Raw genomic sequence first — 22860 nt, 5'->3', positions numbered from 1 at the left:
GGTTATCGGTCACATCAGGCTCCAGCCGCCGAGAGCAGGCTGCACGCGCCGCATGCCGCGCACCCGGCTTCTTGGTCCGCACCCGTCATCGCCGCCTGCCGGAGCAGGGTGGCGACCCGTTCGGTGATATCGGCGACCATCCCGGCGTCCGGCGGTGCCGCACCGTCCTTGGCGGCCAGCGAGTCGGCCAGCGGCCGGAACGGCACCACGAACGGGTACACACCCATATCGATCAATTCTGTTGCCGCTTCGACAATCTCGTCACCGGTATCGCCAAGGCCGATCAGCAAGTAGCTGGAGACCTTGTTGCGGCCGAATACCCGGACCGCCTCGGTCCACGCCGCCCGATAGTCGTCCAGTGGCACGGTGGACTTACCCGGCATCCAGGCCCGGCGGACGTCGTCGTTCATCGATTCGACGTGGATGCCGATGGATGTGGCACCGGCCGCTTTCAGGTCGGCGATGACGCCGAGGTCGGCCGGCGGTTCGCATTGCACCTGGATCGGCAGGGCCGGCACGGCACGTTTGACGGCCCGCACACAGTTGGCCAGATGCGCTGCGCCACGGTCCTTTCCGTTGGTGGTGCCGGTCGTCATCACCAGCTGCGCGATACCGTCGGTGCGCACCGCAGCGGCAGCCACCTCGGCGATCTGTTCCGGTGACTTATAGGCGATGGTGTCGCCCGCGGCCAGCGACTCCTCGATGGTGCAGAACCGGCAGCGTTGTGACTGGCTGTAGCGGATGCATTTCTGGATGACTGTGGTGGCGAGCACGTTGGTGCCGTGCAGTCGGGCGATCTTCTCGTAGCTGACACCGTCAGCGGTGGACAGGTCGTAGAACTTCGGACGCGCGACCGGGTGAATATCTACGCCGATATCATCACCGTCGAACAACACCCGGTCGCCGTCGATGACGAAGTCGCTCAACGGGTTCAGCGGAATGGTGGCGCCGTTGCCTGCGATACTGACGTGCCCGTCGTCGGACGGTCCGGCGCCGGAGCGCCGCGAGACCGGCGCCAGCATTCTCGCGCCGCGCACAGCCAGGTCGGCGCGGATACGCAGACTTGGCCCGGTGCTGAGGTGGACGGTGGGCATGGCGTTAGACCATGTAGGTGGAGTTGATGATTGCGCCCTTGCGCGCGTAATGAATGAGCGCGTCCTGCACATCGAGCGGGTGGGCCGGGATGACGCCCTCGATCAGGTCCTCTTCGCGCCCGCCGTGCAGGGCCAGGCCGAAACGGCAGCAGTACACCGTGCCACCCTCCTTGATGAAGGTGGCGAGGGAATCGTTGATGTTCTGCTCGCCGGGGAAACCGCTGTCACCGGTGGTCGGGAAGCCGCGGGTGGCCAGGCAGTTGATGGCACCGGGACCGTAGAAGTAGATCGCGGATTCGAACCCCTTGCGCAGGGCGCGGGTGGCTTGCAGCACAGCGACGAAGCTCACCGACGACTCGTGGGCGATACCGTGCACCAGGGTGAAATAGGTCTCGCCCGCGGTGGCCTGAAAGTCGGGGAAGATCTTGGTGCCGCCGTAGATGTTGGTTCCCTTGGGCAGCGACGGGTGCGGGATCTCGTTGAGCGACTTCGCGATATTGGCGGCGATGGCGGCGTCGATGTCAGTCGTTGTCTGCGTGGCGGTGTCGGTCATTGCTGCTCCTGTGGTTCGGGGTGGGGTGTCTGAGCAACATTTACGTCCTGGATTACTTCCGAATGGTTTCATCGGGAACAACAACTGATTACCGGAATCTCACCGTGCCTGCGGACGTCAGTGAACTCTAAGTCCCTGTGGCACAATCGAATTGATGATTTTGGTGGTGTCTGACAGTGTGTCGCGCGCCACATGAGTTTACCCGGTGAAACACCCCGCCGGTGTTTGCGCAGGAGGGGATTTACATCCAGGTCATAGCAGCGGCGAATCGAGTTACCACTGGCACATCGCGAGTTAACTCCGCGAAACAATCCGGTGTGGTGCTCAGCCCTTGCGGATGCGTTGGTAGTGGCGTGCGGCTCTCACGCGGTTGCCACATGCCTGCGAACACCACTCGCGGCGGGAGTGGGCTGCGGTGTAGTAGCGCACGCATCGTGGTGCGTGGCAGGCGTGCAGGTGCGGGGCATTCGGATCGGTAAACAGCGCGATCGCCTCGGTCGCGATTGCGGCGAGCGCGGTCGTCGCAGTCGGGGCCGCGGTGTCGTCCAGCGTGAGCTGCCCGTCGCGCACGGCCAGCAGGGTCGGAGGTGTGTCGGCGGCAAGTTCGTTGACTGCGGCTATCGCCTCGTCGAGATCGGTCAGCGGCGACCTCGCGGCGCGACGGGCGTCGTCGGTCCGATGCGCTGCCAGCCTGCGCAGGGCATCCCGAAGGAGTCTGGCCCGTTCGAGCTCTGCGGGGGTACAGGTCAACGCCGGGTCTGCGTCCCCGGAGGTGATCAGCCAGCCGCGGACCTGCGCTGTCGTGGTCAGGTCATCGTGAATTCCGCCGGTATCGGCCCAGATGGTATTCATCAACCGAACAGGTGACGGCTCCGCGTACGGCATAGTGACCAATTTATCATGGGTAATCGGGCATATATCCGTTAGAAGTCGGCGTTGAGGGTGGTGTGGCACCAGCGACAGAAGGAGCGACCGTGACGCGACAACAGGCGGCGGTGGGTTTTCACGATGGCGAATTGCAGGTTCAACGGCTCGCGGGCGTTCAGACGCAGGCGGCGCGCCTGCGTGGGATGTTGGCACCGGTGGAACTCCGTGGCGGGATCGTCACGTTTCTGGCCGGGCGCACCTTCGCGGTGATCACCGCGCGCGACGACGCGGGCCGACTCTGGGTCTCGCCGCTGACCGGCCAGCCGGGCTTTCTGCAGGCGACCTCGCCGACCACCCTGACCATCCATGCCGCCCCGCTGCGTGGTGACCCGCTGCATCGGGTGGGGGTAGGGCAATCCGTCGGCCTGATCGTCATCGAGTTCGCCACCCGGCGGCGGGTACGGATCAACGGGTTCCTCACCGACGCCGGCTACGATCGGCTGGTCATCGAGGTCGAACAGGCCTACGGCAACTGCCCGCAGCACATCCACCAACGAGTGCTGGTGGCAGATACCGGTGACGCCGCCAGCCCGGACACCCGGCGCGGCGCGGTCCTCGGTGACGACGATGCCGAACTGATCCGGTCGGCGGACACGTTCTTTCTCGGCACCACACACCCGGACCGCGGTAAGGATGCGTCCCACAGAGGCGGCCCCGCCGGTTTCGTCCGGGTGGACGGCAACGAACTGTGGTGGCCGGATTACCCGGGTAACAACATGTTCAACAGTTTCGGCAATTTGGCTGTCGATCCGAGCGCCGCGCTGCTTTTCCTGGACTTCAGTACGGGACGTACAGTCCAACTCTCGGGCACCGCGGCCATCGAGTGGGCGGCCGAAGGGGTTCCCGGAGACGACGAAGATACCGGCCGGCGGGCCCACTTCACCGTCGAGAGTGTGGTTTCTGGGCGCCTGCTCGCGGCGCACGAAGCCGCCTAGCCGATGAGACGTTCCGAACGACGGTCAGGGCGAGTTCGGCGCGGCATGGGGTAACGGGTTGGCACCCTCTGGACGTAACCCGTCGAAGATGATCGCGAGGTACCGCTGCCAGAGGTCAGGCGTCGGATTCGACAGATTCTCGACCACGTGAATCGGTGCGCACATCAACAGAAAGACATCCAGTCCGGTGATATCGGGTCGGATGGCGCCCGATGTGCGCGCCCTGTCGACCAGAACGCCGATACACGCCAGCAGTTCGTCCCTGGCCGCGGTCACCCGCGGGTCGCCCTGGCTGGCCTGCTGCAGGAAAGTCAAGTCATGTTGTTGACGTTCGTCGGCGGCCACGGTCAGAAATTCCAGGAGTGCCGCGCCAGGATCTGACGCGTCGGCCAGTCGGCGGGCGACCGTGATGAGTGTGGCGATGTTCGCAGCCACGATGGAGGCGATCAGATCCTCCTTGGTGGCGAAGTGGCGAAACACCGTGCCCTTGGCCACGCCAGCTCGCCGGGCGATATCGGCGACCGACGCGGCCATCCCACGATCGGCAAATTCCTCCTCGGCCGCGGCGAGCAAGAGGTCGCGGTTACGCGCGGCGTCCGCGCGCAGTGGTCGAGCAGGAGTGGTAGCCACGACCGCAGACTATCAAGTTGACCGCGCGGTCACCTTGTGCCTACTGTGGTGAAAGAAGATGACCACATGGTCATTTTTCGCGGACACTGCTTCGCGATGCCCGAATTCCCTTGGAGGACAAATGAAGTTGGACGGCGCCACAGCCCTGGTCACCGGCACGAACCGTGGACTGGGCCGGGACTTCGGGGTCGAGCTACTCAAACGTGGAGCGAAGGTCTACGCCACCGCCCGGCGCCCCGAACTCGTCGATATTCCTGGCGCCGAGCTGATCCGCCTGGACATCACTGACCAAAAATCGGTCGACGCGGCAGCCGAACTCGCCGGCGACGTCGACATCCTCATCAACAACGCCGCCGATACCGCCGGTGGCAATCTCGTGACCGGTGAGTTGAAAGCGATTCGGTCGACGATGGATACGAACTACTACGGCACGCTGGCGATGATCCGGGCGTTCGCTCCCATCCTGGCGCGCAATGGCGGCGGAGCGATCCTCAACGTGCTGTCTGCCGCGGCGTGGAACACCGTTGACGGCAATACCGCCTACGCCGCCGCGAAATCCGCAGAATGGGGACTGACCAACGGGGTGCGGGTCGAACTCGCAGGCCAGGGGACACTCGTTGCCGCGCTCGTGCCCGGACTGGTCGGTACCCAGACGCTGTTCGATTTCGTGGAACGTCTCGGCGTCGAGCTGCCCGAAGGTGCCGTGATCGCCCCGGCCGATCTCGCCCGGCTGGCCCTCGACGGGCTCGAAGCCGGAAACATCGAGATCTTCGATGATCTCGGTCTCCAGGCGAAAGCATCCCTCGCCGGGCCGCCTCGGGCTTTCGCCTTGTAGGCGTAGCGGTTCAGCGCAGGCGCAGGCCGCGTGGGGTACGGGAAAAGCCGGTTTCGGTGAGTGCGGTGACCACCGGGGAATCGCGGGTGTCCAGCACCGGTACGCCGTTGATCCGCTCGACCAGGAGCGCGTCGATGCGCCTGCTGGTGACGAGATCGGCCAGTGCACCGGCGGCGGCGTGTTGAGCGTCTGGCTCATCGGTGAAACTCAACAGTGAGCGGCCGCCGCGTTCGACGAACCAGACCAGCTCGCCGTTGACCAGCACCACCAGCGCTCCGGCCTTGCGTCCTGGGCGGTGGGCCTTTTCGGTTTCGCCGTCACGGGCTCGCGGCCACGGCAGCGCTGCGCCGTAGGGGTTGGCCGGATCGGCGGCGGCAAGGGCGATCCCCGCGACGGTGTTGAGGTCACCTTGTTGCGGGTCGACGCTGTCGGCATAGGTGCGCAGCCGGTCGACGGTGGCGGACATCGCGAACTGTGCCCCACCAAGGGATTCGACGAAATAGCCGCGCTGGCACCGGCCCGTGTCCTCGAACGCGGACAGCACTTTGTAGAGCATCGCAAACCCGCCGGGGACGTTCTCGGTGAGTACCGGCCCCTTGGTCAGCACCCCGTAGCGGCCGAGAAGGAGCTCGGCCTGAAAATGTGCCCGCACGGTGGACTCCGGTTCCGCCGCAGGTAGTGCCGACCAGCGGCCTGCGACGGTGGGATCGGAGGTGCGGACCTGTGCGTGCGCGACGCTGTAGCGGCTCAGTCGGGGGGCGCGGCGCTGCCGGTGTGCCGGTGTCGCGGGTTTACGGGTGCCGGGGCGGCGCCCGCCGGTCAGCATCGCCCGCACCGGGGCGAATGTGTCGCCCGAGATCCAGCCCGCCCAGATCAACTGCCATAACGCTTCTTTGAGGCTTTCGGCGCTGGTCCCGTCGGTCATCAGCTGCCGGAAGAAGAACGCCCCGCCGACCTCGCCAGGTCGGCCGAGGGTATCGAGGATCGCGCGGTGCGTATCGGTGAAGTCGAGCTCTGTCGGGGGAGTCAACGTCAGCGGAGCGGTGTCGGCGGGATGGAAGGCGATCCAGCCGTCACCGCCGGCGATCGGACCGACACCCGACCAGGTCACCTCACCGGTCGCCAGCAGCTCGTCGAGCATTGCCGGTTGGTAGTCGCGGACGCGTTGACCGAATACCAGCGGTTCGATCGCCGACGCCGGAATGGGCACTCCCGCAATCTGTTCGATCACCCCGGCTAGCCCGTCGACTCCGCTGGCCGACCCCAACTGTTGCCACGATGGCAGGAACCTGGCATACGCGGCGGTACTGACCGGCTCGACTTGTGCGCGCAGCGCCGCCAGCGAGCGCCGGCGCAGGATGCGGAGCACCTCGGTATCGCACCACTGTTCACCACCGGCGAGACCTGTTGGCACATCGGTGAACTCGCCGCGAACCAGCTTGCCGTCGACCGCCAACCGGCCCAACACATCGCTGGCGACCCGCAAGCCGAGGCCGAACCTGCCTGCCGCGTCGGCAGTGGTGAACGGGCCCCTGGTGCGGGCGTAGCGGCTCAGCAGCTCACCGAGGGGATCGACCACCGATTCGGTGAAACTGGCGGGCACGCCGACCGGCACGGCGACCCCAACCCCGTCGCGCAGTCGCCCGATATCTTCGACCGCCACCCACCACGATCGGCCCGCGAAGGACACGGTCAATGCACGCTTGGCGGCGTGCAGACCGTCGAGCCAACCCCCGACGTCGGTGGCGGTGCTGCGCTGCACGATCTCGTCCTCGGTGAGCGGGCCAAGCAGTCGCAACAGATCGGCAACCGCCTCGGCATCGCGGGAGGCTCGCTCTTCGGTCAGATGCTGAAGCTGCCGGTGGGTCGCGGCGATGACCTCAGGATCGAGGAGTTCACGCAGCTCAATGCGGCCGAGCAGCTCGGCGAGCAGCGTGCTGTCCAAAGACAATGCGGCAGCACGCCGTTCGGCCAGCGGGCTGTCACCCTCGTACATGAATGCGCCGACATAGCCGAACAGCAGAGACGCGGCGAACGGCGACGGTGTCGAGGATTCGACTTCCACCACCCGGACCCGCCGACTCGCGACCCGCTTCATCAGATCGATGAGCATCGGCACGTCGTAGACGTCCTGCAGGCACTCCCGGACCGCCTCGAGGACGATCGGGAAATCGGGATACTTGCGTGCCACATCCAGCAGCTGAGCGGCGCGTTGCCGCTGATGCCACAACGGTGAGCGTTTACCGGGGTGGCGGCGCGGCAGCAGCAGGGCACGGGCCGCGCATTCCCGGAACCGCGACGCGAACAGCGCCGAGCCGCCGACCTCCGCGGTGACCAGTGGTTCGATCTCGTCGGCGTCGAAGACGAACAGATCGGCGAAGGAGACAGCATCGTCGTTATCCGACAGCGTGTCCGGCAGCCGCACGATGATGCCGTCATCGGAGGCGGTGGGTTTCTCGTCGATGCCGTAGCGCTCGTAGATTCGCTTGCCGATGGCCAGTGCCAGCGGCCCGTGCACCCGCAGGCCATAGGGGGAGTGCAGGATCACCCGCCAGTCGCCGAGCTCGTCACGAAACCGTTCGACCACCAGTGTCGTATCGGTGGGCACCACGCCGGTGGCATTGCGCTGCTCGTCGATCAACTGCCATAGGTTTACTACCGCGTAGTCGTCGAAACCGATTTGTCGACAACGTGTTTCGAACTCGGGCCGGGCCAGTCGGGCCAGTTCGCCGGTGAACGCGCCGACGGCCGCACCGAGCTCCGCTGGCCTGCCGACGGCGTCGCCGCGCCAGAACGGCAACCGCGCGGGCTGCCCGGGGGCAGGCAGCACCAGCACCCGGTCGTGTGTGATCTCGGTGATGCGCCAACTGGTCGCACCGAGGGAGATGACATCTCCTGGGCGTGACTCGTAGACCATCTCCTCGTCGAGTTCGCCTACCCGGGAAGGTTTGTCGGTGTCGGCACTGGACGCCAGGTACACGGTGAACAGTCCGCGGTCGGGGATGGCGCCGCCGGAGGTGACCGCCAGGCGCTGCGCACCCGGCCTGGCGGTCACGGTGCCGGTATCGCGGTCGTAGACGACGCGGGGCCGCAGTTCGGCGAAGTCGGTGGACGGATACTTCCCGGACAGCAGATCCAGCGTGGCCTCAAAAGCGCTGCGTGGCAACGTCGCGAACGGGGCACTGCGCCGGACCGTATCGAACCAGTGGTCGGCGTCCAGTGGTTCCAGCGCGCAGGCCGCCACCGTGTGCTGAGCCAGCACGTCCAGTGGATTCGCCGGCACCCGCATGGTTTCGATCTGGCCCTTGAGCATGCGCTGCACGCTGACCGCGCACCCGATCAGGTCGGTGCGATGCTTCGGGAACAGCACGCCGCGGGAGATCTCGCCGACCTGGTGGCCGGCCCGACCGACCCGCTGCAGGCCGCTGGCCACCGATGGCGGCGCCTCGACCTGGATCACCAAATCGACTGCGCCCATATCGATGCCCAGCTCCAGACTGGATGTCGCGACGACGGCTTTGAGCCTGCCGGTCTTCAACGCGTCCTCGACGTCGGCGCGGGTCTCTTTGGACACCGAGCCGTGGTGCGCGCGCGCCAGCACTGGGTCGGCACCGAAGGACTGGCCGCTGGCCATCACCTGGGCCGGGGCACCGCCGGACACCCCGGTATTGCGTACTTCCGGCAGCGCCACACCCGTGCGCTCGGCGTGGATCTCGTTGAGCCGGGAGGTGAGCCGCTCGGCGAGCCGGCGGGAGTTGGCGAAGACGATGGTCGACTGATGGGCCTCGATCAGGTCGACGATGCGTTCCTCGACATCGGGCCAGATGGTGTTGTTTTCCAGGTTGGCCATATCGGGCACCGGCACCTGCACGGCCAGCTCAAAGGTTTTCGCCGCCGGTGGCGCGACGATATTGGTCGGTGTGGCGGCGCCCGCCCCGGACAGGAACCGCGCCACTTCCTCCGGTGGCCGCACCGTGGCCGACAGGCCGATGCGCTGCGCGGGTGCGGGCAGCAGCGCGTCCAGGCGTTCCAGCGACAGCGCCAGATGCGCACCGCGTTTGGTGCCGGCGACGGCGTGCACCTCGTCGATGATCACGGTCTGCACGTGGGCCAGGGTCTCCCTGGCCGCTGAGGTCAGCATCAGGAACAGCGATTCGGGGGTGGTGATCAGGATGTCCGGCGGCTTGGCGATCAGTTCGCGGCGCCGGGCGGCCGGGGTGTCCCCGGACCGGACGCCGACGGTGATGGCAGGTGCGGGCACCCCGTTGCGCTCGGCGATGCGCCCGATACCGGTCAACGGTGTCCGCAGGTTGCGTTCCACATCGACGGCCAGCGCCTTCAGCGGAGAGATGTAGAGCACCCGGGTGCCCTTCTGCTCCGGCGGCACGGCGTTGTCGGCGGGACGGGCCAACCCATCTATGGCCCAGAGGAACGCGGCGAGCGTCTTGCCGGACCCGGTGGGGGCGATGACCAGCGTGTTGTCCCCGTCAGCGATGGCCGCCCAGGCTTGGGCCTGCGCCGGTGTCGGCTCGACGAAGGTGCCCGCGAACCACTCCCGCGTCAGCGCGGTGAAGCGGGCGAGCGGGTCTTTCGTACGGGCCACCTCTCCATGGTGCCAACTAGGTCCGACAATTCGGCCGCACATGTCATTTCTGACTGCACACCCCGCTTGACGAAGCGTCGCCCGGAGGGAATGCTCGATGAAATAAGCGGAATAAATCTTCCGCTATAGCTGTCGTGACTATCGAGTCACCCGACCCACAAACCAATTCGAGGAGTCAGACATGACCAGCATTTGGGACCCGATCACGATTGGACGCATGCGGCTGCCGCAGCGAATCACCATGTCGCCGATGACCAGAAGCCGTGCACTCGATGACGGCACCCCCGCCCCGATGTCCGTCGACTACTACGCCCAGCGCGCATCGTTCGGCATGCTCATCACCGAGGGCACGCAACCGTCCGCCGACGGCCAGGGTTACCTGAACACCCCGGGCATCTACACGCCGCAGCATGTCGAGGGGTGGCGTGCGATTGCGGACGCACTGCACGCGCGCGGGGCCCACCTTGTCATCCAGTTGATGCACGTCGGACGGATGGCTCATTCCGACAACACCCCCCATCACCGCACCCCGGTGGCGCCGTCGGCCATCGCAGCGGGCGTGAACATGGTCACGCCCACCGGGAAGCAACCGGCCCCGACGCCACGCGCGCTGACCGTCGACGAGATCGCCGCGACCATCGAAGATTTCGCCCACGCTGCCGAAATGGCGATCGCCGCCGGTGCAGATGCCGTCGAGATCCATGGCGCCAACGGCTATCTGCTGCACCAGTTCCTCGCACCCAACGCCAACGTGCGCACCGATATCTACGGCGGTTCGATCGAGAACCGGTCGCGGTTCACCCTCGAGGTCGCGGCGGCGGTGGTGGCGCGCATCGGCGCCGACCGCGTCGGGATTCGGCTCTCACCGAACGCCCCGCTGGGCGGCCTGGACGAAGGCCCCGACAGCGACGACCTGTACCGGTATCTGGTCGCTGAACTTGCCAAGCTCGACCTGGCGTTCCTCGATGTTTATTCGTTCGACGATCACGGCCTGCTGGCGGACCTGCGCGCACTCTGGCCCAATGCCTTGCTGCTGATCAGGGACGGTCGCACGCTCGATGAGCTCGGTGCCGATATCGCGGCCGGGCGCGCCGATATTGCGCCCGTGGCGAAGTGGGCGCTGGCCAATCCCGATTTCCTCGACCGATTGCGGGTATCGGCGCCCTTGAATGATCCGGACCCGGCGACGTTCTACGGCGGCGGCGAGCACGGTTACACCGACTATCCCGCGATGACCATCGCAGATCGGTCGGCGTCATGACCAAGGACGATAGGACCAAGGACGATTTCAACGAGCGCAACATCAACGAGTTCCGCGCCAACCACGGACAGCTCGGTGGAAACTTCCAAGGCGCTCCAGTTCTGTTGCTGCACAGCATCGGAGCCAGGAGCGGCGAGGAACGGGTGAGCCCCATGATGTACCTTGCCGACGGCGACCGGTACCTGGTGTTCGCCTCGGCAGCAGGCGCGGACCGCAACCCCGCCTGGTATTGGAACCTCATCGCGCACCCCGACGTCAGCATCGAAGTCGGGGATCAGCGCCTCGACGTCCACGCCGTGGAACTGGGCGGCGCCGAACGCGACGCGAAGTACGCCGAGCAAGCGAAACGGTATCCAGGGTTCGCCGAATACCAACGCAAGACCACCCGCACCATCCCGGTTCTGGCACTACTGCCGAAAGGGCGCGATGACTGAGGCAATGGTGGGCGAACTCCTCGCCGAATTACCCGGTGTTGCGCATCGACCGGGTGGCGAAGCATACAGCGCCGCAACGACTCCCGATAACTCGAGCTGCCCGCAGCACCCCTGCGCCGTGGTACGTGCGCGCACCGCCGACGACGTCGCACGTGCGGTCGTCCCGAGGTGTGTGTGAGACTCGATTGATGCCTGCCGGTGAGCCTTCGCGTCGGCGCCCGCGTGCGGAACGGCGGGACGCCGTCGAAAACAGGGAGAAGATCCTGCGCACGGCCGCGGAGCTGATCGCGCGCAGGGGCCGCAACGTGCCGCTGACGGAGATCGCTGAGGCGGCAGGCGTTGGCGTGGGCACGTTTTACCGCGGCTTCCCCGACCGCGCTGCACTTCTCGATGAGTTGCAACGTCGCGGGTACGACCTTCTGCTCACGACGCTGTCCCGAATCAGGGCAGACGGGTTGACCGGCGCCGACGCCATCGACGCCTACTTGCAGGAGTGCCTGATGATGGCGGATCAGCTCATCGCTCTTCCCCTTCGCGGCGCGCAACCGCTCACTGACGACGCGTCGGTGGACGCGAAGGTGCGCATCGGTCAGGAGATCGACGACTTCCTCGCACGAGGGCGAGCCGACGGGTCGGTGTACCCCGACGTGGTGGCGCTCGACGTCATCGTGTGCGGCACGCTGATCGCCATGCCGTTGCCGCACGGACCGGACTGGGCGGTGACCGCGCGCCGTCATCTTGCGCTGTTCCTGCGCGGAATCAGGAAGCCACCGAACCGTCAGCCCAGCGAGCGCTGATACCGACGCATTCCGGCCAGCCAGCGGTCGTAATCGGACCCCTTGTGTCGGTACATGTCGAGCACCTCGGGATGCGGGAGTACCAAGAACCGGCCGGCGCGGACGGCGTCGAGGGTGGCTTCGGCGACCTGGTCAGCGCTGATCACGGTGCCGGACCGCACCACCGACTCCCCGCTGAGTCGACCGACGGGATCGTCTGACGCGCTGATGGCCCGCAACAGCGGGGTGTCGACGCCGAGCGGGCACACGCAGCTGACGCCGATGCCGTCGTCGCCGTAGGTGATGGCCAGCCATTCGGCGAATCCGACCGCGGCGTGTTTGGTGACGGCGTACCCGGCGGCGCCGAGCTGTGTGAGCAGGCCGGCCGCCGAGGCGACCGAGACGAAGTAGCCGCTGCCGCGGGCCTGCCACTGCGGGGCGAGCAGCGTGGCGGCCCGGATATGGGCCCGCAGATTGACGTTCAGGATGCGGTCCCAGTCGTCGTCGTCGCCAAGTCCGGTGGTGCCGATGATGCCGGCGTTCGCGACGTAGATGTCCACGGGCCCGAATTCGCTTGCCGCGGTGGCCAACAGGGTGTCGATATCGGCAGTCAGGCTCGCGTCGGCGCGTACGCCGACGGCGGCTGAACCGATGCGCTCAGCGGTGGTCCGAGCGCCGGGCTCGTCGAGGTCGCCAACGACGACCTTGGCACCGGCGGCCGCGAACGCCCGCGCCAGTGCCGCGCCGATACCCGAACCACCGCCGGTGACCACTGCCACCTTGCCGTCGATATCCATCCGTTGTGCTTACCCGCTGCCGGCGCTACCCCGGCAATCGGGTGGGCACTACTGCAGGCCAGAGGCCAGTGCCCGTAGCCGTCGATGCATTCCGCCGTAGGGATCGATATCGGGCAGTACACCTTTGCCGAGTTTGGTGACCGCGCTGTAGTTCACATCGACCACGTTGCCGATCGGCGAAAGACACAATTGGCTGCACAGTTGGTAGGCATCCATGCGGCCCAGGTCGTAGAGCTCGGTCATCCAGGTGACCATTTCCACCTGACTGCATCGCCAGGCATCCTCGAGTGGCCGGGCGGAGCCGACCGCGATCAACGCGTCATCGTGCTCGAACCGCGGCCACGCCGGTGCGTTGCCCTTGATCAGCTCGACGATCAGGGTCACGTTCATCGCGCCTTCGAGGGCGGTTCCGCACGTTTCGCCCTCGCCTTGGCGGTAGTGGCCGTCACCCACCGAGAACAGTGCCCCCTCGACGTTCACCCCGAGATAGACCGTGGTGCCCGCCCGCAGTTCCGGGGTGTCCATATTGCCCCCGAAGTAGTCGGGCACCAGCGTGGTGCGGACCTCGCGCAACGCCGGTGCCACCCCGACGGTGCCCATCATCGGCGCCAGCGGCAGCTCCACGGTGAAGTCGCTTTCATGGGCGACGAACGTCGCCGACTGCGTCTCCCGGTTCACCGCATAGATCCAGGTGAGTTCGGGCAGCGCCGGCTGCAAGGTGGCCGTCCGGTCGGTGCCTGTGAGAGCGCCGAACAACGGAATCGTGGTGGACGCCGCCCAATCACGAGCCGGTTCGATCGTGACGAAATGCAATGCCAGCGTGTCGCCGGGTTCGGCGCCGGTGACATAGAAGGGCCCGGTCTGCGGGTTGAGCTCTTTGGTGTTCAACACCTGGCTGGGCTTATGTGCGGTTGAGGTGACACGACCGGCAAAGGCGTCCTCGGTCCACAACTTCATCACCGTGCCCGGGCGGACTTCCAGAACGGGCTCCACCCCGCCGAAGGTCCACGCGTACTGATCCCTGGTCGGGCTGAACTCGATGGTTTCCATACGTCCTCCTGAACTAGACGGTGACAGCGGTGACGTGGGCCGCCGCGGGGGATTTCTGCGGAAGGGACCGCCCGACGAGCGCGGCGAACACCACGCCGATCACCACCCACATGGCTGCCTGGCTCAGGACGGAGTGCATCCGGAAATCGGCCAGCACCTCAGCAGGGAAGCCCGGGTACACCAGCGCGCCGGTGGCGTCAGCCAGGGCTCCCGGTGCCTCGTCGAAGGACGGCAGGACGGCAGCCACCACCGCCATCGTCACCAGGTAACCGCCCGAGCCGATGACGGCCGCGCCGAATGCGCCGATCCTCGGGGCCACCCGCGACGATGCGATGAACGCGACGACGGCCACGACCACCGAGAGCACAGTGAGCACAAGATAGGAACTGGTGCGATCGGCGAGCGTCTCGTGATCCCCGACTCCGGGCGGGTTGGCCGGGTAGGCCAAAAACGGTACGAGACACATCGCGACGAACCCTGCGCCTGCGAGTCCCAGTGCGACGGCACGCGGTTCCACCGCGCTGTCGCGTCGGCGCAGATAGCTCAACGTCAACGAAAAGGCCACTGCGAAAAGCGCTCCCGTGATCAGCCCGAACGCCACCGTGGCAACGCCGGCGCCCACGTTCTCCTGAAGGGCGCGGCTGAACACCTCATGGGAATGAGCGTGTTCTCCGGTCAGTGCCGCCTCAGCGGCCGAGCGGCCCTCCTCATACTCGATCGCCGAGGCGATGGCCGGGGTGACCTGCCAGCGCGCCAGGGCGAAGGCCGCGGTCCCGCCGGCGAGCCCGGCCAGCAGGCCCAGCCCTACGAATTTCTTGTCCATGGTCTGTTGTCCTCAGTGGCAGGGGAAGCCCAGCAGGTGCCGGGCGTCGTGAACGAATTCGTGTACGTGGGTGTCGGATCCGAAGACCGAGACCACGCCCTGGTCGAAACCGATGAAGTAGTAGGCGATCAGCGCCAGCGCCAAGGTGGCGCTGAGCCATAGTGTCCGGCTGATCGCGGCGTCGCCCGGCAGTTCCACAGCCACGCCGGTGGCCACTACTGATTGTTGTGCAGGTGATGTCACGGTGATCCCTTCGTCTTGGGAAGTACATTTACTTCCATTACGCAAATATTCTGAACAGCTGCAAGTTACGCACCCGCACTGGTGAAACGTCAACTGGCACAGCCATCTGGCCAGGAAACGAAACCCATCTTTAACAATCAGCGGTACCGACTGTTAACCGTGTGTAACGCCTTGCGCCACCGATTGCCAAGGGTTCTGTCCCTGTGCATCATTATCAAATGAAAGTATTGCCGTCCTGAACTAATGATTGGAGAGGTGGTCATATGCACGGTCCACACGACCTTGGCGGTCGCGATGGCATCGGGCCCATCGCCACGGAGTTCCTCGAGCCAGGTATTCCCGACTGGCGTTATCCGTTCGAGGGTCGCATGCATGCGGTGACGGCCATGGCCATTGCCAAGGGTGCATTCAATCTCGATGAGCAGCGCCACGGAATCGAGTTGATGAAGTGGAGCGAGTATCTCGACTCGACCTACTACGCGCACTGGCTGTATTCAGTCGAGAAACTTCTCAACGACAAGGGCTACATCTCTCATGAGGAGATCGACGCCCGGATGGCCGAACTCGGCGCGCCATCGATGACACCGCATCCACAGAAGCCCGAGACGCTCTCGCCCTTCGCCCAGCAGATGGTCGACGTGCTCTGGAAGGGCACCCCGCACGACCTGCCCGCCGAGACGCCTCCCGTCTACGAGGTGGGCGCAGCCGTCGTCGTGCGCAACCTGAATGAGGCCACCCATAACCGCCTGCCCGGCTATCTGAACAAGACGCCTGGCGTTATCGCCAAGCAGTACGGCGCTTTTCACGACCCGGCTGCCAGCGCGCACCAGCAGGTCGACCGTCCGCATCAGCTCTACATGGTGCGGTTCTCGGCCAAAGAACTATGGGGCGAGGACAACGCCGAAGATTTCGACCTCTACGCAGATCTGTTCGAGGACTACCTCGAGCCGGCCAACGACTGAATCAAGGAGACACGGAAATGGATTGGCTTTCACTGACCGACGTCGAGGCGCGAGTGAACGCGCTGGAATCGTTGATGGTCGAGAAAGGTCTCGCCGAACACGAGGCGGTCGACGCCGTTGTCGCGTCGTTCGAAAACGATATGGGCCCGGTGAACGGCGCCAAGGTGGTGGCCCGCGCCTGGACTGAGCCGGAGTATCGCGACTGGCTGCTCTCCGATGCCACCGCGGCCATTGCCGATATGGGCTTCACCGGACTGCAGACCGAACACATGATCGCCGTGGAGAACACCGCGGAGAAGCACAACGTGGTGGTGTGCACGCTGTGCTCGTGCTACCCGTGGACCCTGCTCGGCATTCCGCCGGCGTGGTTCAAGTATCCGCAGTACCGCGCCAGGGTCGTCAAAGAGCCGCGCAGCGTGCTCGCGGAGTTCGGGGTCACGCTGCCTGACGATGTGGCGATCGATGTCTGGGATAGCAGCGCCGAGATCCGCTACCTGGTGATCCCACAGCGGCCCAGCGGAACCGAAGGCCTGAGCGCCGAGGAACTGGTTCCGCTGATCAGCCGCGACTCCATGGTCGGCACCGCGCTGGTATCCGCAGCGGGAGCGTCATCATGACCGCTCCCACAATCGAACTCGACGAGTTCGACGACCCGGGTGGGCTCAGCGCGCTACCGCGCTCCAACGGCGAACTGGTCTTCGACGCACCCTGGCAGGGCCGCCTGTTCGGGCTGGTTCTGCACCTGTGCCAGGCCGGTGCGTTCGAGTGGGACGAGTTCAAGACCCACCTGATCGCCGCGATCGAGGACTCCGGCATCGACGACACCTGCGATCCGGCGGTCTACTACCGGCAGTTCGGCGAGGCGTTCTGCCGCCTGGCCAGTGAGAAGGAGTTCTTCGATTCGGTTGCGCTGCAACAGCGTACGGATGCCGAGGTACTTCGACTTTCGCACTCAGGTGACGACCACGACCACGATCACGATCACCATCACTAGGCCGTCGGCCCTGAACCAGAAAGATCTTCATGAGTAAAGTCACCGCGCTCTCGATCAGCGTCGGGGTATTCGGGATGCTCTCCACGCTGTTGACGGCCACGGTCTGGCCGCTGCCCGTGTGGGTGCTGTTTTTGGCGTGGGCGTCGTTCTTCTTCGTCGGCACAGGCTGGACCGGACTGCTGAAATCGGTTGCCTGCAACTGGACCGGCATCCTGATCGCCACCGCCACCCTGTTGTCGGTGCAGTCCACCACCAGCGCTCTGCTGGTGTCGATCGCGGTCGGTGTGGGCAGCTTCGCCATGGTGCAAGTCTCACGGCTGTCGTGGATCTCGGCGGCCCCGGCGATCGTCTTCGGCTTCGCCATGACGGTCGGAACCATTGCTGCAACCGGCTTTCCGATCACCACCGGCAGTCTGTCGCACCCGGCGCTGATCGCCGCCGTCACGGCGCTGGTCGGGGCAGGTTTCGGGGTCGCGTCGGAATGGGGTGCCGCGCTGCTGTCTCGCGGATTCGGCAGGCTCGGTTCCGGTGCGACAGCGCCTGCCTGAGAACGGCACGGCTACCCGCTGCGGCAGCAAAGCGGTTCAGATAAGGTGAAATCCGCAATAGTTCGCATTGAAAGCGATTACCTCAGGAGCAGGGTGACTTCCTCGACAGGTCTGGAATCCGTTGCCGGTGTATCCGAGGTGTTCTTCCGCGCGGGGCGCTGGTGGACCGACGCGCTGTGTGCCGGTCTGCTCGACGCCGATGTGAACACCCTCGAAGGATGGCGGGTGCTCGGTGCGCTCCGCCGCGATGACGGCTACACGATGAGCGAGATCTCTGGGGCGATGGCCATCCCGCCTCCCACGCTCACCCGCATCGTCGACAAACTGGTGGACGGTGGGTTCGTGCTCAGACGCGTCGACGCGACGGATCGTCGACGAGTCCTGATCTATCTCTCGGCCCGCGGCAAGACCAAGGTGCGCAAGCTGAGCAAGCAGGAGGTGCTGCTCAAGGCCACCCTGTTCGAGGAGCTGGGGGAGGACACCGCAACCCAGTTGATCCGCACCCTCTCCCGGCTCGGGGACGTGACACCGTGATCACCACCAGTTGAAATATTTTCAAAACGCGAACAGTCGCGCAATATCGCAGTAACTCGCCGGGGACACCATTGATGCGTGAAAGCTGGAGCGATGCGACGTGATGGGCGGTCAGCGAACCGAACCACGGTCGATGTGGCCCTGGTCATTCCGCGCAGTGGTTCGGCGGGTATCTACGGTCCGTCCTGCGAGGCGTGCGCGCAGTTGGCCATCACCGACCTCAACGCGACATCGGGACTGCTAGGTCGCCCGGTCCGGCTGATCCCGATCGACGGCAGCCGCGCACCGATGGTGGTGGCCGCCGATATCGCCCGGTTGATCGACGGCGGAATGATCGATGCGGTGACCGGCTGGCACATCTCACCCGTGCGACAGGCCATCGCCCGGGTGACCAGCAATCGGATCCCCTACGTGTACGGGCCGCTGTATGAGGGCGGCGAACGGACCCCGGGACTGTTCCTCACCGGCGAGACGCCGTCGCGTCAGCTGCTGCCTGCGATGGACTGGATGAACTCCGAATACGGGATCGACCGGTGGATCTTGATCGGCAACGACTATGTCTGGCCCCGACAGACCGGCGCGGCGGCACGCCATCACGCCAGGGGCCGGGGCAACCCACTCATCAGTGAGATCTACCTGCCACTGGGAACCGAGGACTTCAGCGACGCCATCGCACAGGTTGAGTCCACGTCGGCGACCGGCGTATTACTGCTGCTCGTCGGCGGTGACGGGGTGGCCTTCAACCGTCAGTTCGCCGCCACCGGGCTGGCCGGCGCGGTGCGCCGGCTGAGTCCGCATGTCGAAGAAAACATGCTGTTGGCCAGCGGCAGTGAAAGCAACGACGGACTGTTCGCCGCCGCCGGCTACTTCGAGGCGCTCAATACCACCTCCAGCATGGACTTTGCGGCGCACTACTACGCCCGCTTCGGACCGGCCGCGCCCGCCCTGAACAGCATTGGTGAGTCATGTTATGAAGCCATCACCCTGCTGATCGAATTAGCTTGCCGCGCCGGGTCGTTGGACGTAGCCGACTTGACGGCGGCGGCGAACCGGCTGACCTATCAGAGTCCCCGCGGCGAAGTCAGCATGCGTGGTAACCAGCTCAGCCAGGACATCTATGTCGCAGAAGCGAATCATCTCGATTTCGAGATCCGGGCCCGGATCTCCGCCGCCTGACGCGCACCACAAACACTAAAGGCCCGAGAACAGTCCCCGTTGGCGCACGAGCCGGGCCACCACGTCATCGGGCATCGGAATCGCACCCCGGGCCACTTCGACCGGAACCGGCGGTAAGTCACCGTGGACGTCCCGATGCAGGCGCTCCATCTCATCGTCGAGGCGAGCCGCCGTCGCGGCAGCTTCTTCGAGGCTGCGGGAGATGTCGAGTGGGACCTCGCCGCTGAACTTGTAGAAGATCTTGTGCTCGAGGCTGGCCCAGAAATCCATCGCAACGGTGCGCAGTTGCACCTCCACGGGAACGTCGACCACACCATTGGAGAGGAAGACCGGCACTTCGACAATCACGTGCAGGCTGCGGTAGCCATTCGGTTTAGGTTGGCGCACATAGTCTTTGACAGCCAGGACGGTGATATCGTCTTGCCGGGTGAGCGCCTCGAACACCCGGTAGACATCAGAGGTGAAAGAACACGTGACGCGAACGCCTGCGATATCGGTGATCGTCTCGCGGATTGTCTCGAACCGAGGCTCACAATTCTTGCGCGCGATCTTGTCGAGCACGCTCTCCGGTGCCTTGAGCCGGCTGGTCACATGCTCGATCGGGTTGTACTTCTGCAGGTGCTGAAACTCCTGCTGAAGAATCCCGACCTTGGTGGCGACTTCTTCCATGCCGAACTTGTACGAGAACATGAAACGGGAGAACTCATCGCGCAAGGAGCTGATCTCATCGAGGTCGAGAAAAGTCCCGGGTTCACGTTCTCGCACGTCGTCCATACCTACCAGCATGCCTGAGCTCGCAGCGGGGACGGGGCTTACCCGAACTGCACGCCCTGGGCCAGCGGTAACTCCGAGGAGTAGTTGACTGTGTTGGTCGCGCGGCGCATATAGGCCTTCCAGGAATCCGAGCCTGATTCGCGCCCGCCGCCGGTCTGCTTCTCCCCGCCGAATGCGCCGCCGATCTCGGCGCCCGAGGTGCCGATGTTGACATTGGCGATGCCACAGTCCGACCCGTCAGCGGCCATGAAGCGCTCGGCCTCGCGAATGTCGGTGGTGAAGATCGCCGACGAAAGACCCTGCGGTACCGCGTTGTTCAGGGCGATCGCCTCATCAAGATCGTCGTAGGTCAACACGTAGAGGATCGGCGCGAATGTCTCAGAATGCACGATCGCGGTCTGCGCGGGCATCCGAACAACTGCGGGCGCAACGTAATACGCGCCCTCACCGGAGGAACCACCGACGTCCTGGCGGTCCCCGCCGATCACCTTGCCGCCGTCAGCGCGGGCCTGTTCCAGAGCGCCGACCATATCGCGGTAGGAGGTCTCGTGGATCAGCGGGCCGATCAGGGTGCCATCGGCAGACGGGTCACCGATGGGCAGGCTGGCGTACGCGCCCGCGATCCGTTCGACCAGCGTGTCCACCACCGAGGAGTGGGCGATCACCCGTCGCAACGTCGTACAGCGCTGTCCCGCGGTGCCCGCCGCGGCGAAGACGATACCGCGCACGGCCAGGTCGAGATCGGCCGATGGCGCGACGATGGCAGCGTTGTTGCCGCCCAATTCCAGCAGCGCCTTGCCGAAACGTTCCGCCACCCGCGGCGCGATCTGGCGGCCCATGCGCACTGATCCGGTGGCACTGAGCAGGGCGACCCGCGGATCATCGACCAGCAGCTCGCCGACATCGCGGCCACCCTGTACCAGGCGGGTCACATCCACCGGCGCACCAACATCGGTGGCCGCCCGCACCATCAGCGCCTGGCAGGCCAGGGCGGTCAGTGGCGTCAGTTCAGAAGGCTTCCAGACGACGGTGTCGCCGCAGACCAGCGCGATGGCGGTATTCCACGCCCATACCGCGACGGGAAAGTTGAAGGCGGTGATGACCCCGACGACGCCGATCGGATGCCAGGTCTCCATCAACCGGTGGCCTGGGCGCTCGGAGGCGATGGTGCGCCCGTACAGCTGTCGGGACAGGCCGACCGCGAACTGGCAGACGTCGATCATTTCCTGCACCTCGCCGAGGGCTTCGGAGGTGATCTTGCCGGCCTCGATGGTCACCAGTGTCGCGAGGTCGGCCTTGTGTTCGACGAGCAGCTCGCCGAGTCGGGCGACCAGCGCGCCGCGCACCGGCGCCGGCGTGGTGCGCCAGGTCGAATACGCCTGTGCCGCTGCGGTGATCGCTGCCTCGGTGTCATCGGGGCTGCTCGCAGGCACGGTGAAGAGCACGTCACCGGTCAGTGGGGTGCTGGCCAGCACCCCGTGCGCGCCGGGCGCGCCGAGTGTGTGGTGCACGCCGATCGCGGCCAATGCGGCCTTGGCGCGAGCCCGCAGATCATCGGCGGTCGGTAGTGCTGTCCGGGAGCTCACATCGGTGGGCGTACTCATACTGATATCTCCTGCGTCTGCTGTGCGAGTGCCCCGTAGAGGGCATAAGGGTCGAGAAGGTCACGGTCGATGGCGCCGGCCATCCAGTCGCTGCTGTAACCGGAATCGTCGGCGTCCGGGGCCGCCAGGATTGAAGCGTCGGTGTCAAGGTTGGAGCGGAAGATGCCCGCTGCCGACGCTGGCAGAAAGTCCTCGTAGACAACGGGTTTCGTCGGGTCGCCGCGATAGTAATAGGCCAGCCCCTGGCGAGCCAGCTCGGCGTCGGTATCCGGGAAGTACCGGGCCCACACCGCGGCGGGATCGGATGCGCCGGCCAGGTGCGCAAGAGCTGAAATATCCGCAAGCGCGGCGGAGTAGCGCTCTCGACCTGCCGGGGTCAGGGCCACCCCACGCGCCTCGACCTCGCCGAAGCGCACCCGCAGAGTGCCCTCGGTGACCGTACCGTGCGTATCGCGGAACTGTCGTGGCTCGGCCAACGCCCGAAATGACGTCTGGCGCAACAACACATCAGGCCCGGCCCAGCGTGGCGGACCCTGGATGGCGTCGATCATCGCAATGCCGCGCGCCGCCATCCTGGCGTACAGATCGTCGATGTCGAGCACCCGCGGGGTCAGATGGTTGATATGGGTCCTGGCCACCCCGGCGATATCGGCGGCGACCGCCGAGACTGCGGACAACTCGTCGTACCAGGCGCGGTCGATCGGCTCACGGGACAGTGCGAAGGCGTCGACCGCTCGGGTGACGAAATCGTCGGCGTCCGCAGCCGGGCAGTGCCCCGCCGCGGCGATGGTGCGTGCCTGCGCGATCAGTGCCGGATCGAACAGTGTGCGGGCGGAAAGGGCACGTTCAACCCGTGGGCGCAGATCGCTGTCGAAAAATCGCGGGTCGGCGGTGGCCAGCATCGAGGTGAACACCCGGAACGGGTTGCGGGCCAGTTCACCTGCGTCAGTGGGACGAAAAGCGGTGGACACCACGGGAACCGGCGATCCGGCGTCACGCAGGTCGTAGAACCCGACCGGGAACATGCCGAACGCGGCGAACAAATCGGCCACATCGCGCAGTTCGGCGGGTGTGCCGACCCGGATGGCACCGTGGCGCTCGGCGGTGACGCGCTCTAGGGAACCGAGGCGCTCGGCGTCGTGATGCCGGGCGACAAAATCGCGGTTCACGTCCCCGCTGACGTTGACCAGCGTGGTGTAGGCGGGCACCTCCGCGCCGTACATCGCCGACAGCGCCGCGGCGAACCGCGCCCGCAGCTGCCAGGTCTCCAACGCCAACGGCGGGCTCACCGTGTCCTCCAGCTGGGA

General features: G+C 65.7%; 23 protein-coding genes. 11 read left to right on the top strand and 12 right to left on the bottom strand.

Annotation, left to right across the window (positions count from 1 at the left end; all coding sequences use genetic code 11):
- Positions 1-14: 14 nt before the first annotated feature.
- From ADBZ9O_RS26230 to ADBZ9O_RS26220, 3 genes are all read right to left on the bottom strand, one after another.
- A complete protein-coding gene (locus tag ADBZ9O_RS26230; RefSeq protein WP_526526026.1) occupies positions 15-1094 on the bottom strand; it encodes an MSMEG_0568 family radical SAM protein in 1080 nt (359 codons plus the stop codon).
- Positions 1095-1098: 4 nt separating this feature from the next.
- Complete coding sequence (locus ADBZ9O_RS26225; protein ID WP_526526025.1) at positions 1099-1647, bottom strand: MSMEG_0572/Sll0783 family nitrogen starvation response protein; 549 nt, start codon at positions 1645-1647, stop codon at positions 1099-1101.
- Between the two features lie 324 nt (positions 1648-1971).
- Entirely contained in the window at positions 1972-2532 is a 561-nt protein-coding gene (locus ADBZ9O_RS26220) for an ABATE domain-containing protein (RefSeq protein WP_526526024.1), read from the bottom strand.
- Positions 2533-2621: 89 nt separating this feature from the next.
- Between ADBZ9O_RS26220 and ADBZ9O_RS26215 the strand changes: the two genes are divergently transcribed.
- Positions 2622-3509 carry a pyridoxamine 5'-phosphate oxidase family protein gene (locus ADBZ9O_RS26215; protein ID WP_526526022.1) on the top strand — a complete coding sequence of 296 codons (888 nt, stop codon included), beginning with the start codon at positions 2622-2624 and terminating at the stop codon, positions 3507-3509.
- Positions 3510-3533: 24 nt separating this feature from the next.
- Here the strand turns inward: ADBZ9O_RS26215 and ADBZ9O_RS26210 are convergent, their stop codons facing one another.
- Positions 3534-4139: a TetR/AcrR family transcriptional regulator gene (locus ADBZ9O_RS26210; RefSeq protein WP_526526021.1), complete on the bottom strand. Its 606-nt coding sequence runs from the start codon at positions 4137-4139 to the stop codon at positions 3534-3536.
- Positions 4140-4260: 121 nt separating this feature from the next.
- On the opposite strand from ADBZ9O_RS26210, the gene ADBZ9O_RS26205 reads away from it, so the two are divergent.
- Positions 4261-4974, top strand: a complete 714-nt coding sequence (locus ADBZ9O_RS26205) for an SDR family NAD(P)-dependent oxidoreductase (RefSeq protein ID WP_526526020.1) — start codon at positions 4261-4263, stop codon at positions 4972-4974.
- Between the two features lie 10 nt (positions 4975-4984).
- Here ADBZ9O_RS26205 and ADBZ9O_RS26200 read toward each other — a convergent pair whose 3' ends face one another.
- Positions 4985-9619, bottom strand: coding sequence for an ATP-dependent helicase (locus tag ADBZ9O_RS26200; protein WP_526526018.1), 4635 nt, complete (start codon positions 9617-9619; stop codon positions 4985-4987).
- A 139-nt stretch (positions 9620-9758) separates the two neighbouring features.
- On the opposite strand from ADBZ9O_RS26200, the gene ADBZ9O_RS26195 reads away from it, so the two are divergent.
- From ADBZ9O_RS26195 to ADBZ9O_RS26185, 3 genes are all read left to right on the top strand, one after another.
- A complete protein-coding gene (locus ADBZ9O_RS26195) occupies positions 9759-10838 on the top strand; it encodes an alkene reductase (protein ID WP_526526016.1) in 1080 nt (359 codons plus the stop codon).
- Entirely contained in the window at positions 10835-11272 is a 438-nt protein-coding gene (locus ADBZ9O_RS26190) for a nitroreductase family deazaflavin-dependent oxidoreductase (RefSeq protein WP_526526015.1), read from the top strand. Before ADBZ9O_RS26195 ends, ADBZ9O_RS26190 begins: the two co-directional genes overlap by 4 nt.
- 188 nt (positions 11273-11460) lie before the next feature.
- Positions 11461-12069 carry a TetR/AcrR family transcriptional regulator gene (locus tag ADBZ9O_RS26185; RefSeq protein ID WP_526526014.1) on the top strand — a complete coding sequence of 203 codons (609 nt, stop codon included), beginning with the start codon at positions 11461-11463 and terminating at the stop codon, positions 12067-12069.
- Here the strand turns inward: ADBZ9O_RS26185 and ADBZ9O_RS26180 are convergent.
- The 4 genes from ADBZ9O_RS26180 to ADBZ9O_RS26165 are packed head-to-tail and all read right to left on the bottom strand — an operon-like array spanning position 12051 to position 14934.
- The gene (locus ADBZ9O_RS26180; protein WP_526526013.1) at positions 12051-12845 is read right to left on the bottom strand and encodes an SDR family oxidoreductase; all 795 of its coding nucleotides are present in this window, start codon (positions 12843-12845) and stop codon (positions 12051-12053) included. The two genes, ADBZ9O_RS26185 and ADBZ9O_RS26180, sit on opposite strands and share 19 nt — an antisense overlap.
- 48 nt (positions 12846-12893) lie before the next feature.
- A complete protein-coding gene (locus ADBZ9O_RS26175; protein ID WP_526526012.1) occupies positions 12894-13895 on the bottom strand; it encodes an acetamidase/formamidase family protein in 1002 nt (333 codons plus the stop codon).
- 13 nt (positions 13896-13908) lie between these two features.
- On the bottom strand, positions 13909-14718 hold the full coding sequence (locus tag ADBZ9O_RS26170; RefSeq protein WP_526526011.1) for a CbtA family protein: 810 nt from the start codon (positions 14716-14718) through the stop codon (positions 13909-13911).
- 12 nt (positions 14719-14730) lie between these two features.
- Entirely contained in the window at positions 14731-14934 is a 204-nt protein-coding gene (locus ADBZ9O_RS26165) for a CbtB domain-containing protein (protein WP_526533518.1), read from the bottom strand.
- Positions 14935-15224: 290 nt separating this feature from the next.
- Here ADBZ9O_RS26165 and nthB point away from each other — a divergent pair, with 290 nt between their 5' ends.
- The 6 genes from nthB to ADBZ9O_RS26135 all read left to right on the top strand — a co-directional run bounded on the left by nthB (position 15225) and on the right by ADBZ9O_RS26135 (position 19175).
- The gene (gene nthB, locus ADBZ9O_RS26160; RefSeq protein ID WP_526526009.1) at positions 15225-15923 is read left to right on the top strand and encodes a nitrile hydratase subunit beta; all 699 of its coding nucleotides are present in this window, start codon (positions 15225-15227) and stop codon (positions 15921-15923) included.
- Positions 15924-15940: 17 nt separating this feature from the next.
- Entirely contained in the window at positions 15941-16540 is a 600-nt protein-coding gene (gene nthA, locus ADBZ9O_RS26155) for a nitrile hydratase subunit alpha (RefSeq protein WP_526526007.1), read from the top strand.
- On the top strand, positions 16537-16917 hold the full coding sequence (locus ADBZ9O_RS26150) for a nitrile hydratase accessory protein (RefSeq protein ID WP_526526005.1): 381 nt from the start codon (positions 16537-16539) through the stop codon (positions 16915-16917). Before nthA ends, ADBZ9O_RS26150 begins: the two co-directional genes overlap by 4 nt.
- Positions 16918-16946: 29 nt before the next feature.
- A complete protein-coding gene (locus tag ADBZ9O_RS26145) occupies positions 16947-17465 on the top strand; it encodes a DUF1097 family protein (RefSeq protein ID WP_526526004.1) in 519 nt (172 codons plus the stop codon).
- Between the two features lie 93 nt (positions 17466-17558).
- Complete coding sequence (locus ADBZ9O_RS26140) at positions 17559-17999, top strand: MarR family winged helix-turn-helix transcriptional regulator (protein ID WP_526526002.1); 441 nt, start codon at positions 17559-17561, stop codon at positions 17997-17999.
- 78 nt (positions 18000-18077) lie between these two features.
- Positions 18078-19175 carry a substrate-binding domain-containing protein gene (locus ADBZ9O_RS26135; protein ID WP_526526000.1) on the top strand — a complete coding sequence of 366 codons (1098 nt, stop codon included), beginning with the start codon at positions 18078-18080 and terminating at the stop codon, positions 19173-19175.
- Positions 19176-19190: 15 nt separating this feature from the next.
- On the opposite strand, the gene ADBZ9O_RS26130 is transcribed toward ADBZ9O_RS26135, so the two are convergent.
- From ADBZ9O_RS26130 to hglS, 3 genes are read right to left on the bottom strand one after another with little or no spacing between them, the layout of a single operon-like run.
- Complete coding sequence (locus ADBZ9O_RS26130) at positions 19191-19949, bottom strand: GTP pyrophosphokinase (protein ID WP_526525998.1); 759 nt, start codon at positions 19947-19949, stop codon at positions 19191-19193.
- A gap of 38 nt (positions 19950-19987) precedes the next feature.
- Positions 19988-21553 carry an L-piperidine-6-carboxylate dehydrogenase gene (gene amaB, locus ADBZ9O_RS26125; protein WP_526525997.1) on the bottom strand — a complete coding sequence of 522 codons (1566 nt, stop codon included), beginning with the start codon at positions 21551-21553 and terminating at the stop codon, positions 19988-19990.
- Positions 21550-22842, bottom strand: a complete 1293-nt coding sequence (gene hglS, locus ADBZ9O_RS26120) for a 2-oxoadipate dioxygenase/decarboxylase (protein ID WP_526525995.1) — start codon at positions 22840-22842, stop codon at positions 21550-21552. The genes amaB and hglS overlap by 4 nt, the downstream gene beginning before the upstream one ends.
- Between the last annotated feature and the right edge of the window lie 18 nt (positions 22843-22860).

This window comes from Mycobacterium sp. (assembly GCF_965229105.1).
Taxonomy (GTDB): domain Bacteria; phylum Actinomycetota; class Actinomycetes; order Mycobacteriales; family Mycobacteriaceae; genus Mycobacterium.
The sequence above is the reverse complement of the archived record's forward strand: the minus strand, read 5'-3'. Positions and strand labels throughout refer to the sequence as shown.